The organism is Bradyrhizobium oligotrophicum S58 (genome assembly GCF_000344805.1).
GTDB lineage: Bacteria > Pseudomonadota > Alphaproteobacteria > Rhizobiales > Xanthobacteraceae > Bradyrhizobium > Bradyrhizobium oligotrophicum.
Genome location: NC_020453.1, coordinates 5197266 through 5210234 on the forward strand (window position 1 = coordinate 5197266; position 12969 = coordinate 5210234).

The window sequence follows — 12969 nt, forward strand, 5'->3', positions numbered from 1 at the left end:
CCTCAGAAACGTAGCAGCCCGATTTCAGGGCAGACATCAGCAGTCCTCGGCGCTAGTGTTGCCCTCAGGTCAACACTCCCGGGGCGCCTCATGTCCGCGCTGCTCGATCATCACCGCCTGCACTATCTGCACGAGGCGATCCGGCTCGGCTCCCTCCGCGCCGCGGCCGAGGCGCTGGACGTCAACGCGTCGGTGATCAGCCGGCAGATCGCGCTGCTGGAAAAGGAGCTCGGGCTCACCCTGGTCGAGCGGCTGAGCAGGGGCATCCGCGCGACCGAGGCCGGCGCGCTGCTGGTCGAGCGCTTCCGGCACTGGCAGGCCGACCAGGCCGACACGGTTGCAAAACTCCGCGAGTTGCAGGGCCTCAAGCGCGGCCATGTCGACATCGTGCTCGGCGAAGGTTTCGTCAGCGACCTGATGTCCGGCCCGCTCGGCCGCTTCTGGCAACGCCATCCCGATCTCACGATGGCGTTCGATCTCGCCGGCACCAACGAGGTCGTCAACGCCGTCGCCGAGGACCGCTATCACATCGGCCTGGTGTTCAATCCCGGCGCCGACCCGCGCATCAGCATCGCCACCGCGAGCCGCCAGCCGCTCTGCGCGATCGTGCCGCCGGGTCATGTCCTGGCGCGGCTCGGCCGTCCGTTGCGGCTGCGCGAGCTCGCCGACCACCCGCTCGGCCTGATGCACCCAAGCTACGGCACCCGCCAGATCGTGGCGATGGCGGAGACCGCCGAGCGCATCGCTCTGTCACCGAAGCTCGCGACCAGCTCGATCAACGTGCTCCGCCACTTCGTCAAGAGCGGCCTCGGCCTGACGCTTCTCCCCGCCTTCTCGATCGCGGCCGATCTCGCCGACGGCTCGCTGGCCGCGCTGCCGATCGACAATCGCCAGCTGTCGTCGAGCGAAGCCTGCGTCATCACACGGCGCGGCCGCGAGCTGCCGCACGCCGCGGGCCAGCTGCTGCGCTTTCTCAGCGGCCAGATGCGGGCGTTCACAGCCGGCGCCGCTGACTGCAAGACCCCGACGCGCGCGCGGCGCTAGCCGCGTCCGCGACGATCGTTTTCAGTTGCGCGCCCGCTCCGGTTGCGGTTGGATGTTGCAAGCTCAGGAAGGAATCGCCATGCGCAAGCTTCTCGCGATCGCATTCAGCCTCTCGCTGACGACCGCTGCAATGGCGGAAAACTGCCAGATCGTCGGCAACCAGATCCTGTGCGACAATGGCGTGTCGGGACAGCGCATCGGCAACAACACCTATTGGAGCGACGGCTCCTCGTCGCAGCAGCTCGGACGCTTCACCTACAACAGCGACGGCACGAGCTCGCAACACATCGGCCATCGCAACTATGACAGCGATGGAACGTCGTCCGATACGATCGGCAATACGACCTACTTCAGTGACGGCACGTCCTGCCGGCGGCTCGGCAATCGCATCTCTTGCGACTAGTGCAGCGGGTCGCGAACTCTCTCCTGCGTGCCGGCATTGCTGCATCACACTTGCCGGCAACGACCCCTTATAGAGCCCCGCCCTAGAGCCCCGCCCCCTTGGCGATCGCCGCGGAGAACGAGCGGTCGAGAATCCCCGCGGCGTCGAGACGTTGCTTGATCAGGCCGGTCCGCGTGTACAGGTCGATCGTCGTCTGCTCGTCGGCCACGACGGCATCGTCGACCGGGACGATGCGCACTTTGGCCCGCTTCAGCCAGTTCAGCGGCACGGCCGGCGGGATGTTCATCAGCCGGCCCCAGGTCTCGGCGTAGCTCTCGACATTGCCGAGCGACCAGACCCGCGCCGCCGCGAGACGCTGCACGAAATCCTCCAGCGCAACGCGCTTGTCCTTGATCGCCGCGGGCGTGGCGACCTGGAAGCTCAGGCCTGGCGTCAATCCCTCGCCAGTGATGATGCGGCGTGACCTGAACAGCACCTCCTCCTGGCTGACATACGGCTCCCAGGTCGACCAAGCATCGACCGAGCCTTGCGTGTAGGCGACCTTGGCGTCCGCAGGCGACAGGAACACGAGCTGGATGTCGTTGGTGGTCCAGCCGCGCGACTCCAGGGCCGCAAGGACCAACTGGTGCCCGATCGAGCCGCGGCCGGTCGCGATCTTCTTGCCTTTCAGCTCGTCGAAGCTCTTGATGGTGGAGCTCTCCGGCACCAGCATCGCCAGCCCTTCCTGCGTCTGCCGGATCGCAGCGATCGCCTTGACCGGCACGCCCGAGGCAGCGGCGAAGGTGAACGGCGCGTCGCCCACGAGCCCGGTCTCGATCGCGCCGGCGCCGAGGGCTTCCAGCAGCGGCGCGGCCGCGACGAACTCCTTCCACTCGATGGTGTAGGGCACGTCCTTGAGCACGCCCGCCGCCTCCATCACGGCGCGGGCATTGCCCTTCTGGTCGCCGACGCGCAGGGTAACCTGCGCGACCGCCGAGGCTGACAATGCGAGCAACAGGCCCGCGGCGAGGAGAACGCGCTTCATTCCGCCGCCACTCCCTTCGCGCCCTGCCGGCGGGCGATCAGTTCGCGCGTCGCCGGCATCAGCTCGCGGCCATATTCGATGGCATCGATCAGCGGATCGAAGCCGCGGATCAGGAAATGGCTGATGCCGAGATCGTAATAGTCGCCGAAGACCTCGGCGACCTGCTCGGACGTACCGACCAGCGCCGTGGTGTTGCTGTTGGCGCCGGTGAGCTTGGCGATCTCCGTCCACAGCCGCTTGTCGACGCGCTTGCCCTGTTCGGCAATCGCGAGCAGGCGCTTCGCGCCATCCGTGGCGTGACCATCGGCCGGCTTGCGATAGCCAGTCTGGTCCTGCAATGCGGTCGCGCGTTCCAGAATATCCTGCGCCTTGGCCCAGGCCTTCTCCTCGGTGTCGGCGAGGATCGGCCGCACCGACAGCGAGAAGCGCGGCGCCGGCCGGCCGTGCCTCGCGGCGGCTGCGCTGACACGGGCGACCTGCTCGCGCACCTGCGCATAGGATTCGCCCCACAGCGCATAGGTGTCGGCATGCCGGCCCGCCACGTCGATCGCGGCGTCGGATGCACCACCGAAATAGATCCGGATGCCCTCCTTGCGATAGGGCTTCACCTGCGCAAACGCATTCTCGACCTGATAGTACTTGCCGGCATAGGCGAACGGCTTCTCGCTGGTCCATTCCGCGCGCACGATGTCGAGGAACTCGGCCGTGCGGGCGTAGCGCTCCTCCTTGTCATCCAGCGTGTTGCCGTCCTGGCGCAGCTCGGTGGCGTTGCCGCCGGTGATGACGTGCAGCGCGACACGCCCCCGCGAGAACTGGTCGAGCACGGCGAACTGCCGCGCCAGCAGGGTCGGCGAGGTGAAGCCCGGCCGCTGCGCGATCAGCACGTTGAGCTTCCCGGTCACGCCGAGCACATGCTGGGCCACTTGCAGGCTGTCGGGCGAGGTCGAGTGGAACGCCAGCAGCGCGCGGTCGAAACCGGCATTCTCATGCGCCTTCGCCACCGTCTCGATGTGTACGGGATCGAGCACCGGCCCTTTGCGGACGACCGTCTCGGACGAGTTGTTGTTGGAAATGAAGCCGATGAATTCGATCTCGGACATGGGTCCTCTCTCCTGCTGCTCTCAAAGTCCAAGGGCCAGACGGCCGGCGGCGATCCGCGTGGCGTCGTCCTGCGGGGTGTGCACGCGGCCGCACAGCACATCGCGATAGTGACGCTCCAACGGGTTGGCGCGGCTGAGCCCGTGATTGCTCGACAGCGACAGCGCGTCCTCGACTGCGGCGACCGCGTTGTTGGTCACGGTGAGCTTGATGATGTTGCCCTCGACCGGGCTGACCACGCGCCCCTCGTCGAAGTCATCAGCGACGCTGTCGATCAGCCGCGCATTGACCTGCAGCCGCGCCTCGATCGCGCCCAGCACCTCCTGCGCGCGGGCCAAGGTCGCCAGCGGTGCACCGAGACTCGACGGCGTCCGCGTCTTGAGGAAGTCGACGATCCAGTTGCGCGCGGCCCGGGCGACACCGTCATAGATCGCACCGACGAAGGCGGCATGGACCAGCGCCTGCGCCGGATCCTGCACGCGCCAATCTTCCGGCTTGCGCAGCTCGATCTCGTGGTCGAGCGGGATCACGACGTCCTCGAATACGACGTCGTGGCTGCCGCTGGCGCGCAGGCCGAGATGATCCCAGGTCTCGACGATGCTGATACCGGGAAGGCCTGCCTGCACCAGGAACAGGCCGAGCCGCGGCTCCGCCTCGTCTGTCTTCGCCCACACCGCGTACCAGCTCAGGATCGGCGCGCCGGTCGAATAGATCTTGTGGCCACTCAGGCGCCAGCCGGTCTCCATCCGCCGCGCGGTCGTCTCAGGCAGGCCGCCGCGCGAAGGCGAGCCCAGCGCCGGCTCGACGCGGAACGCATTGATCAACGCGCCGCGCTCGATTGACTCCCGCGCCAGCTTGCGCGCAATCCGCGGCGGATAGTCTTGGTGCCGCGCCATCACGAAGTGCTGGATATAGTGCATCGCCAGTACCAGCGCCGTCGACGGATCGGCCTCGGCGATGATCCCGAGCACACGCGCCGTGAGGCGTGCGCCCGCACCGTGTCCGCCCAACGCCGTCGGCACCGTCAGCGACAGCAGACCCGCCTCGAACAGATCCTGAAAGTTCTGGAACGGAAAGCTGCGGTCGCGGTCATGCGCCGGTGCTCGCGCGGCAAAGATCGGCACCAGCCGGCGCGCCCGTGCGATCAGCTCGTTCTCCGCACCGGCCTGGCGCTGCGCGATACTTTCGATAGCGGCTACCATGTTGCTGCCAATCCGAGCAGCCCGAGGATCTGCCGGCGCAGATCGGCGAGATGCGGATCGCCGCGATGTCGCGGATAGGGCCTGTCCACGACGATGTCGGCCTTGATCCGTGCCGGACGGTCGCTGAGCACGACCACGCGGTTGGCGAGCACCAGCGCCTCCTCGACGTCGTGGGTGACGAGCAGCGTGGTAAATCCCTTGCGCTGCCACAGCGCCACGAGCTCGCTCTGCATCGCGATCCGCGTCAGCGAATCGAGCTTGCCGAGCGGCTCGTCGAGCACCAGCACCTTCGGATCGTTGACCAGCGCCCGCGCCAGTGCCACGCGCTGCGCCATGCCGCCGGACAACTGATGCGGATAGGCATTGCGGAAGTCCGTGAGGCCGACGAGATCGAGCGCCGCATCGACGCGATGCCGCTGCTTCTTCAAGATGCCCTGCGCTTCGAGCCCGAGCGCGACATTGTCCCACACCGTGCGCCATGGAAACAGCGTCGGATCCTGGAACACGACGACACGCGAGGGATGCGGCCCCCTGATGCTGATGTCGTCCTCGCGCAGCACGCCGCCGCGCGGTTTGTCGAGGCCGGCGATCAGGCGCAGCAAGGTCGACTTGCCGCAACCCGAGGGCCCGAGCAGGGCTACGAACTCGCCGGGCTCGACGATCAGGCTGACATCGTCCAGCACCTTCAGCTCGGTGCCGTCGATGTCGAAGGCATGGTCGACATGTGCGATGTCGATCGCAGCCCCCGGGAACGACGTTCTTACGGTTTCCGCGACGGCTACCATTTGACGACACCCTTCTGCCAGACCAGCACGCGGTCTCGGGTCTTGAACAGCAGCGTGATCGCGCCCGAGCACAACAGCGACATCACCAGCAGCGCCGCGTACATGTTGGCGTAGGCGGCCCAGCCCTGCGCCCATTGCAGGTACCAGCCGAGACCGGCCTTGACGCCGATCATCTCGGCGACGACGAGCACCGCGAAGGAGGCGCCGAGCCCCATGAACAGGCCGACGAACACGTGAGGCAGTGCGGCAGGGATCGCGACCTTCAGCACCAGGAACGACGGCTTGGCGCCGAGTGTGCGCGCTACGTCGTAATAGGCGCTCGACACGCTGGCGACGCCCGACCAGGTCAGCACCGTCACCGGAAAGCCGGTGGCGAGTGCGATCAGGAAGGTCGATGCGCTCCAACTGGTTGGAAAAGTGAAGAACGCGATCGGCAGCCACGCCGTTGCCGGCAGCGGCCCGATGAAGCGCAGCACCGGGTGCACCCAATAGCCGATCCGTGTCGACCACCCGATCGAGACGCCGGTGACGAAGCCTAAGGTGGCGCCGATGACGTAGCCGCCGAGCTGCAGCTTGACCGAGGCCCAGACACTGTCGAGCAGCTTCGGCAGGTCGTCGGTGTAGACCTCGATGATCGCCTGCGGCGGCGGAAAGAACGGCAGCGGCAGCCAGGCGAATTTTGCGGTGGCGAGCTCCCAGAGCGACAGGAAGACGCCGAGCACGATCAGCCAGGGGCTGCGCCGGCGGATCGCATCGCCGGCCCGCCCCAGACGCGAGGCCGCAATGCCGGCCACGAGCACGAGCGAGGCAACGACGAAGGCCGCGATGGCGACATCCGTCGTGCGCGACCAGTCGCCGACGTCCTCGCGCACCAGGCAGGATGCACCGAACGCCGCCCACGCCAGCACCGCGGCAATGACCGGCGCCGCCTCGCGGAGCTTGTCAGTGAGCCCGGTGCTCCGTTCGATCTCGCTGGTGGCAACGTCAGACAGAGAAAATGTCGACATAGATGCGCTCTGCAAATTTGTTGGTGTCGGTGCTCGGCTTGAACACGGAAACGACCTTCAGGTCGTCGGCATAGGCCTTCAGCTCCTGCTTGAGCGCAGGGCCATGCGGATGGTGACGGTGGGTGTGATAGCGCACCATGCCTTCGAGGTCGGCGAGCGTCGCCTGCTTCGGCGCATAGGCCTGGAACGATTTGGCCGCGTCGCCCGGGTTCTGAGCCGTGAACATCGCGGCATCGAGCAGCGCCTGGGTGATGGCGCGGCCGACCTGCGGCTCCTCGCGCACCAGGCTGCCGCGCAGGCCGAGGATGCAGCACACCCGGTTCTGGTACTCGCCATCGAGATTGGACGCGACCTCCTGGTAGGACGGATCCTTGAGCCAGAGATAGGCGAGCGGATCGGAGGCGAGGAACGCCTGCACCTCGCCCTTGTCGGCTGCGACGTTGACGACGGCGCCCGGATAGACGCGCCAATCGACATCCTTGACCGGGTCGATGCCGAGCCGCGCCAGCTGGATCGAGAAGAAATTCTTGTCCGGCCCGCCGAGGTCACCGACCGCGACCGCCTTGCCCTTGAGATCGGCGAGCCTGGTGATGCCGGCATCATTGCGCGCGAGCACCCGCATGCAACCGCCATGCGTGCCGGCAGCGATCTTGACGTCGAACCCCTGCTCCAGCGGCTTCAGCCAGCGTAGCGCCATGCCGAGACCGGCATCGCTCTTGCCGGTCGCGATCGCCTCGAGCAGCTGATCGGTCGAGCCGCTGTAGTTGATCAGCTCGACATCGAGATTGTACTTCTTGAAGAAGCCCTGGTCGATCGCAACAGGAACCGGAGTCAGGCAGACCGCACCCGCATTCCAGGACAGTTTCAGCTTGCGCGGCGCGCCGGTCAGCGGCGCTCCTTCGGCCGCCGCCCTGCAGATTGGAAACTGCGAGAGATCAATCTCGGCCGCGGTTCGCAACGACAGCGCCTGCGCAGCGAGGCCGCCGAACGGCGCCACCAAGGCCGCACCGGCGCCTGCCTGCAACAGTCGGCGCCTGCTCAGCGCAGCTGTCTTTTCAGTGTTGTCCATCACCCTCTCCTGCCGACGACGCTCCGCCGACGCGCTGGCGCGTGACGCCCACACTCCGCCGCGGATAGCATCGATGTCTGTTTGAACGAGCGCTTTCGTCAACGCCCCAATGACGGACAAATGATGCGTTCGCATGTGCACATCGTCAATGAAATGGATTTTCGAATGTGGCGCAGCGGCGAACGAATATCTCCACCCACGACGATGTTCACAAAGCAATCAGTTCGTCGCCAGGTCCCGGAAGTCGGATCATCCCGCCCTGCGATCGGAATCGCGCCCCGCCAGGCGACGATGATAGCGCCCTGTTCTCGCCGCGATCCGTTGCCGAAGAAGAATTCAGTCGAACGGATCAGCAATGCTGAGGGAGAGATTCGTGCAGGCCCTGCACCTATAACAATTCTATCGCGCGGTCGCTTTCGACGACACATGTTCGACAACAATCTTGATTTTCTTGGAACAACATCGATCGGAACAACGCAACAAATAGAATATTTGTCTTTCCGACGTCGGCCAATGTTTTACGTGCTAGCATCGGAACGTTACGTATCATCAGTGCTCGCGAGAAAAGGCATCTTTGCATGAGCCGTTTTCCAGAACGACACATGATCATCGTCGGCGGCGGAGCCTCCGGTGTTCTCTTGGCCTATCAGCTGCTGCAGCACCCCGACTCGGATGTCCGGGTCACCCTGATCGAGAAGCGTTCGGAGATCGGCCGCGGGCTTGCCTATCACACCGGCAATGCCGATCACCTTCTCAACGTGCGTGCCGCCAACATGAGCGCGCTGCCTGACGATCCCGACCATTTCTGGCGCTGGCTGTCGACGCAGGAGCATGGCGAGCGGCTTTGTCCAGATCCCTTCTGCTTCGTGCCGCGCCGCGTCTATGGCGACTACATCGCCAGCTTGATCGCACCGCATCTCGCCGAGGCGGACGGCGCGCGGCGCCTCACCATCATCCGCGGGGAATGCGTCGCCGTCAGCGAGGGCCGCAGCGGCGTGACCGTCAGCCTGGCCGACGGCACACGCCAGCTCGGTGATGTCGCCGTGCTCGCCACCGGGCACGACGCTGCAATCCCGCGCTCGGCCTGGCATGCCGACCCCTGGATCTCGCCCTCCGTTCCCGGGTTCAGCCAGGATGCGACGGTGCTGATCCTGGGCACCGGCCTGACGATGGCGGACTACGTGCTGTCGCTGCTGCGCGCAGGCCATCGCGGTCCGATCGTCGCGATGTCGCGACGCGGCCTGATGGCGAGGGGGCATCGGCGCATCAGTCCCTGCAAAATCAGCGAGGACGAGGTTCCGTTTGGCGCCAAAGGCAGCACGCTGTTGCACTGGTTCCGTCAGCGCATTGCCGCTCATATCGCGGAAGGCGGCGACTGGCGTGGTGTCATTGACGCCGTCAGGCCGTTCAGTCACCGTCTGTGGCACGAATTGCCGCAGGCGTCCAAGCGCGCCTTCCTGGAGCATGCGCGGGCGTGGTGGGATGTCCATCGGCATCGGATGGCGCCGGAGGTCGAGGAGCGCGTCGCAAGAGCAATCGCGGACGGGCAGTTGCGCATTGCGGCGGCAAAGCTGGTCAAGATCGCCGGCGGTACCATTGGCGGACGGGCGCATTATCGCCGTCGTGGCCGCAGCGAGATCGAAACCTTGGAGGTCAGTGCGGTGATCGACTGCACGGGGATCGTCAGGGATCCCCGGGCCACCGCCAATCCGGCCGTCCGCAGCCTGTTCGACCAGGGGCTGGCGCGCTGCGATCCGCTGCGGATCGGCATCGAGGTCACGGCCGATTGCGCCGTCGTCGGCGCCGACGGTGCCCCCTCGCAACGCCTGTTCGCGATCGGCCCGCTGACCCGCGCTGCGTTCTGGGAAATCATGGCGATCCCCGATATCCGCAGCCAATGCGCCGCGCTCGCCGGCAAGCTGCTACAGGGCCGGCCGATCGTGGTGCCGGCGCTGGATGCGCCGGCCCTCGCGGCGGCTCCGGATCACCAGGCTGCGATGTAGGTGCCCTTGAAGCGGGTCTGCAGGAACGCCTTGACCGGCTCGGACTGATAGGCCTCGATCAATTGCCTGACCCAGGCCTTGTCTTTGTCCTCCTCGCGCACCGCAGGGATGTTGAGCCACGGCCCTTCGGCATTCTCGCGTGCGATCGCATCCTTGGCCGGATTGAGCCCGGCCTGGACAGCGTAGTTGTTGTTGATCGCGACCAGGGCGACGTCTGCGAGCGCGCGCGGCAGCTGGGCCGCATCGAGCTCGACGAAGCGCAGCTTCTTCGGATTGTCGGAATCGACACCGGGGGACACCGTCCCGCATGTCGCTTGCGCTCATGCGGGCTACGATGGCTACGACCTCATTCGCGATGAAACACCAGCGTCCGCAGCTCGATGCTCTCGCGCGGCGGCGCATCAGCCGGCGTCGTCGGATCGACGAAAGCTGTATGCGGCCCAAAGCGCGTGCGCCCGTCGGTCGCCGAATCGTAGCATTTCAGCAGCAGCGCCTCGTCGGCGGTCATCTCCGGGAAATAGAACCAGCGATGCGCCGGGTTGTAGGTCACCGAATAGGTCTCCCCTTTTCGGTTAGGATAGATCAGGTCGGAGGCGACGAGATCATCTGGCGCGACGGTCGTCCCGTCGCACATCGCGAGCGGCGTATCGCGCAACGGTCCGATGATCGGCCGCCACAGATTGATCACCTGCACCCGTCCGCGCAACAGATCCTCCGCCTCGGCGCCGAGATGCTCGCGCACCCGGTTGGCGCCCGATGCCGCCGTCTGGTCCACGTGCACGCGCGTCGCCGGCTGGCGTGGCCCGCCATCACGAATATCCGCGGCCCCGGCCACGCGCTTGCGGACGGTGTGATCGAAGATGACGACGCGATCGGCGCGCAGGGTCGCGCGAATGAACGCCTCGGCCGCCGGGTAGTAGACGCTGCGGATTTCCTTCTCGCTCGTGAAGTCGCGCACGAATGTCGGGTGACGCACCAAGGCAAACCCCTCGCGATCGAGCGAGAACGATGGCGCGATCGGCCGGCCGTTGAACACCGGCACCTGGCGCGGCTCCGGCAGCGCCGTGGTTTTCGGCTCACCGGGCGGCGGATCGAACGCATAGGTGCGCGGCTTGGCCGAGGTCGGCGCCAGGTAGTTCAGCTCGGCGAGAACGAACGGCAGCGATTCGATTTTTCTCTCGACCAGGCTCATGGAGGTCTCCTGACATTTTTCATGCGATTGCATGTATCTTGGTCCGCCCGGAGGACAGCGGCAAGCTGGCCTCGAAAATAGCAACGCCCTGCTCTCCGCGGCCCTGCAGCTAGCATCGCTTGTCGTGCAGGGCCCGGGCGGTGGACGATTTATGCTTCTTGCAACGCGCGACTCCACAGCCGCACTCAGCCGCGGCGGATACGTCCCCTGGAGGTGACGAGTGCGCGGACCGCGCGTTCGGCTTCGCGCGCGGATGCAAAAGACTGCCCCTCCAGGCTGTCGAAGGCGCGTTCGGACGAGAAGAAGCTGAAGCCGCGCTCATCGCCCGTGACGATGCCGGCGGTGCGATTGTGGACCTCGATGACGAAGGCTGTCGACATGGCTGTTCGTTCGCCGCCTGCGCAGCGGCGCTCCTGTCTGATCTGCAGATTTTGGTAAAGGTGTCGCGTTCGGCTGCAGCGATCAGCAACAGGCCCCGGTCGCCGCGGAGAAGCAGCGTCCGGCGAGGCGCTTGCGCACCAGGCGGAGGGCTGCGGTTCTCGTACTCATCTGGCGATCCGTGGTTGAGCAATGACGGCGGTGACTATCCGCGCAGGACATCGCCAGGTCAATGAAATGGAACTTCAAAGATCCGCAGATCGCGCCAGATTTGTTTCGCGGGGCGCTCACCGAAACAAACGAGCTGCTGTGGAGCCACATATGAGGAAAGCACGAGAGAATTGCACCAACGCGAAAGCCGGGCCGGCCACGCAGGCGCATTGCGGGCCCCCGGGCTTAGAGCCGCCACACGACGCCGAATGTGCTGCCGCCATCGCTGCTGAACATCACGGCGCAAATCGTCAGTGGCGCGAAGATACGACGAGCAGCCCGAACGAAAGGCGGACAATATTCCGGCTGAGCCGGAGTACTCTTGCCGAACAGACCAAAAGAGGTCTCGCAAGTGCCTGAAATCGCTGGAGCGGGTGAAGGGAATCGAACCCTCGTATTCAGCTTGGAAGGCTGCTGCTCTACCATTGAGCTACACCCGCATCGCCGCGTTCCCTAACATGGTCCGCCGCGGGTCTCAACCTCTTCGGAAGGGGCTGAGACCGGGGATGCGGCTCCCGCTGGACAGCCGGCGAATCGACGCCCGACGACCTCGAGACTGCAACGCAGCACGCGGTTGCGGTGCATCAGGTTCCGTATTCGGCCCCCCTACCGTCCGGGCCCAAGCGGCCCTATATTGGCTTCTCCATCAACAACGAAAGGAGGTGATCCAGTGTCTTTCACCAAGCGCTGTCACCTCGCTGGGATCGCCCGCTGAGCGGCTCTTTGATGAGCGACGTTCGATGAGCGCGTGATCCGTCAGCGGATCGCGCCATCACGGCTTGGCAACGGGGCGGTCTCGGCCCTGGACCAGCGAGTTCAAGATCGAAGACGCGGCGGGTCTGATGGCCCGCCGCGTTTTTGTCGCCTACCGTCTCCAGAGGTTCTCAAGAGGGGTTCTCAAGTCGGGTCGTCAGCGGCTTTTTCCGGTTCCGCACGCACGAAGCGCCGGGCCACCAGGCCGCCGAAGCCGAGCATCCAGAAATATTGCACGTACTCCGGGGCCAAGGCTGCGATCGCGATGCCCGGAACGAACACGATGACAGGGAAGACCGCTCCGACGATCTCGGCATGGCGGCCGCCCCTGATCGCGAGCCACCACAGCCCGGCGTTCAGCGACGCGATCGCCGTCAGGTGCAGGCCGTAGAGCACGGCGACGGCGCTCGAGAGCCGGTAGTTGCCGTAGAGCCCGTTGGTGACCGGCAGCAACACGATCGACAACAGGAAGAACAGGTTGAGAATCACGACGCCCCGGCTGCAGAGCGGTTGCCGCGCCAGCCGGCGGTGATGGCTGATCCAGAACACCCCGGCGATGATGAAGCTGAGGACCAGTCCGGCAAGGCGGCCCGAATAAGTGTGGACGAGGTCCAACCAGCCCGGCATCTGCGCGAAATTGGGCTTCGGCAGATCATAGGCCAGCAGCGTCATCGCCACACCGAAGATGGTGTTGGAAAGTGACTCCAGCCGGCGCATCTCGAACAGGTCGGATTCAGGCTCGGTCATTTCGGATCGAAGGGGGCGGCACGCATGCGGGTGAATGTCGGTTCCGCACTATAG

Annotated in this window: 12 protein-coding genes, 1 tRNA gene and 1 pseudogene; 3 read left to right on the plus strand and 11 right to left on the minus strand. The window is 65.7% G+C overall.

What is annotated here, in order from left to right; translation table 11 throughout:
- Positions 1–90 precede the first annotated feature (90 nt).
- Positions 91–1044 carry a LysR family transcriptional regulator gene (locus S58_RS22455; RefSeq protein WP_015667662.1) on the plus strand — a complete coding sequence of 318 codons (954 nt, stop codon included), beginning with the start codon at positions 91–93 and terminating at the stop codon, positions 1042–1044.
- A 79-nt stretch (positions 1045–1123) separates the two neighbouring features.
- Positions 1124–1447 (plus strand): hypothetical protein, encoded by a 324-nt coding sequence (locus S58_RS22460; protein ID WP_015667663.1) that lies wholly within the window; start codon positions 1124–1126, stop codon positions 1445–1447.
- Positions 1448–1529: 82 nt separating this feature from the next.
- On the opposite strand, the gene S58_RS22465 is transcribed toward S58_RS22460, so the two are convergent.
- From S58_RS22465 to S58_RS22490, 6 genes are read right to left on the minus strand one after another with little or no spacing between them, the layout of a single operon-like run.
- Positions 1530–2471 carry an ABC transporter substrate-binding protein gene (locus S58_RS22465; protein ID WP_015667664.1) on the minus strand — a complete coding sequence of 314 codons (942 nt, stop codon included), beginning with the start codon at positions 2469–2471 and terminating at the stop codon, positions 1530–1532.
- Positions 2468–3571: an LLM class flavin-dependent oxidoreductase gene (locus tag S58_RS22470; RefSeq protein ID WP_015667665.1), complete on the minus strand. Its 1104-nt coding sequence runs from the start codon at positions 3569–3571 to the stop codon at positions 2468–2470. Before S58_RS22470 ends, S58_RS22465 begins: the two co-directional genes overlap by 4 nt.
- A 21-nt stretch (positions 3572–3592) precedes the next feature.
- The gene (locus tag S58_RS22475) at positions 3593–4771 is read right to left on the minus strand and encodes an acyl-CoA dehydrogenase family protein (protein WP_015667666.1); all 1179 of its coding nucleotides are present in this window, start codon (positions 4769–4771) and stop codon (positions 3593–3595) included.
- A complete protein-coding gene (locus S58_RS22480) occupies positions 4765–5556 on the minus strand; it encodes an ABC transporter ATP-binding protein (RefSeq protein ID WP_015667667.1) in 792 nt (263 codons plus the stop codon). The genes S58_RS22475 and S58_RS22480 overlap by 7 nt, the downstream gene beginning before the upstream one ends.
- Positions 5550–6563 carry an ABC transporter permease gene (locus S58_RS22485; RefSeq protein ID WP_015667668.1) on the minus strand — a complete coding sequence of 338 codons (1014 nt, stop codon included), beginning with the start codon at positions 6561–6563 and terminating at the stop codon, positions 5550–5552. Before S58_RS22485 ends, S58_RS22480 begins: the two co-directional genes overlap by 7 nt.
- A complete protein-coding gene (locus S58_RS22490; protein ID WP_015667669.1) occupies positions 6541–7632 on the minus strand; it encodes an ABC transporter substrate-binding protein in 1092 nt (363 codons plus the stop codon). The genes S58_RS22485 and S58_RS22490 overlap by 23 nt, the downstream gene beginning before the upstream one ends.
- 578 nt (positions 7633–8210) lie before the next feature.
- On the opposite strand from S58_RS22490, the gene S58_RS22495 reads away from it, so the two are divergent.
- Positions 8211–9635: an FAD/NAD(P)-binding protein gene (locus tag S58_RS22495; RefSeq protein WP_042340129.1), complete on the plus strand. Its 1425-nt coding sequence runs from the start codon at positions 8211–8213 to the stop codon at positions 9633–9635.
- On the opposite strand, the pseudogene S58_RS22500 reads toward S58_RS22495, so the two are convergent.
- From S58_RS22500 to S58_RS22520, 5 genes and pseudogenes are all read right to left on the minus strand, one after another.
- A pseudogene (locus tag S58_RS22500) lies at positions 9617–9916 on the minus strand (MetQ/NlpA family ABC transporter substrate-binding protein); the annotation flags it as partial. The gene S58_RS22495 and the pseudogene S58_RS22500 sit on opposite strands and share 19 nt — an antisense overlap.
- A 65-nt stretch (positions 9917–9981) precedes the next feature.
- Complete coding sequence (locus S58_RS22505) at positions 9982–10827, minus strand: CmcJ/NvfI family oxidoreductase (RefSeq protein ID WP_015667672.1); 846 nt, start codon at positions 10825–10827, stop codon at positions 9982–9984.
- 185 nt (positions 10828–11012) lie between these two features.
- On the minus strand, positions 11013–11207 hold the full coding sequence (locus S58_RS22510; RefSeq protein WP_015667673.1) for a hypothetical protein: 195 nt from the start codon (positions 11205–11207) through the stop codon (positions 11013–11015).
- Positions 11208–11781: 574 nt separating this feature from the next.
- Positions 11782–11855, minus strand: a tRNA-Gly gene (locus S58_RS22515).
- 457 nt (positions 11856–12312) lie between these two features.
- Positions 12313–12915 (minus strand): TMEM175 family protein, encoded by a 603-nt coding sequence (locus S58_RS22520; RefSeq protein WP_015667674.1) that lies wholly within the window; start codon positions 12913–12915, stop codon positions 12313–12315.
- Positions 12916–12969 lie beyond the last annotated feature (54 nt).

Coding starts and splice junctions, on each gene's coding strand:
- S58_RS22520 (WP_015667674.1), bottom strand. CDS start 12,915: ATGACCGAGCCTGAATCCGACCTGTTCGAGATGCGCCGGCTGGAGTCA.
- S58_RS22510 (WP_015667673.1), bottom strand. CDS start 11,207: ATGTCGACAGCCTTCGTCATCGAGGTCCACAATCGCACCGCCGGCATC.
- S58_RS22465 (WP_015667664.1), bottom strand. CDS start 2,471: ATGAAGCGCGTTCTCCTCGCCGCGGGCCTGTTGCTCGCATTGTCAGCC.
- S58_RS22490 (WP_015667669.1), bottom strand. CDS start 7,632: ATGGACAACACTGAAAAGACAGCTGCGCTGAGCAGGCGCCGACTGTTG.
- S58_RS22495 (WP_042340129.1), top strand. CDS start 8,211: ATGAGCCGTTTTCCAGAACGACACATGATCATCGTCGGCGGCGGAGCC.
- S58_RS22480 (WP_015667667.1), bottom strand. CDS start 5,556: ATGGTAGCCGTCGCGGAAACCGTAAGAACGTCGTTCCCGGGGGCTGCG.
- S58_RS22505 (WP_015667672.1), bottom strand. CDS start 10,827: ATGAGCCTGGTCGAGAGAAAAATCGAATCGCTGCCGTTCGTTCTCGCC.
- S58_RS22485 (WP_015667668.1), bottom strand. CDS start 6,563: ATGTCGACATTTTCTCTGTCTGACGTTGCCACCAGCGAGATCGAACGG.
- S58_RS22455 (WP_015667662.1), top strand. CDS start 91: ATGTCCGCGCTGCTCGATCATCACCGCCTGCACTATCTGCACGAGGCG.
- S58_RS22475 (WP_015667666.1), bottom strand. CDS start 4,771: ATGGTAGCCGCTATCGAAAGTATCGCGCAGCGCCAGGCCGGTGCGGAG.
- S58_RS22460 (WP_015667663.1), top strand. CDS start 1,124: ATGCGCAAGCTTCTCGCGATCGCATTCAGCCTCTCGCTGACGACCGCT.
- S58_RS22470 (WP_015667665.1), bottom strand. CDS start 3,571: ATGTCCGAGATCGAATTCATCGGCTTCATTTCCAACAACAACTCGTCC.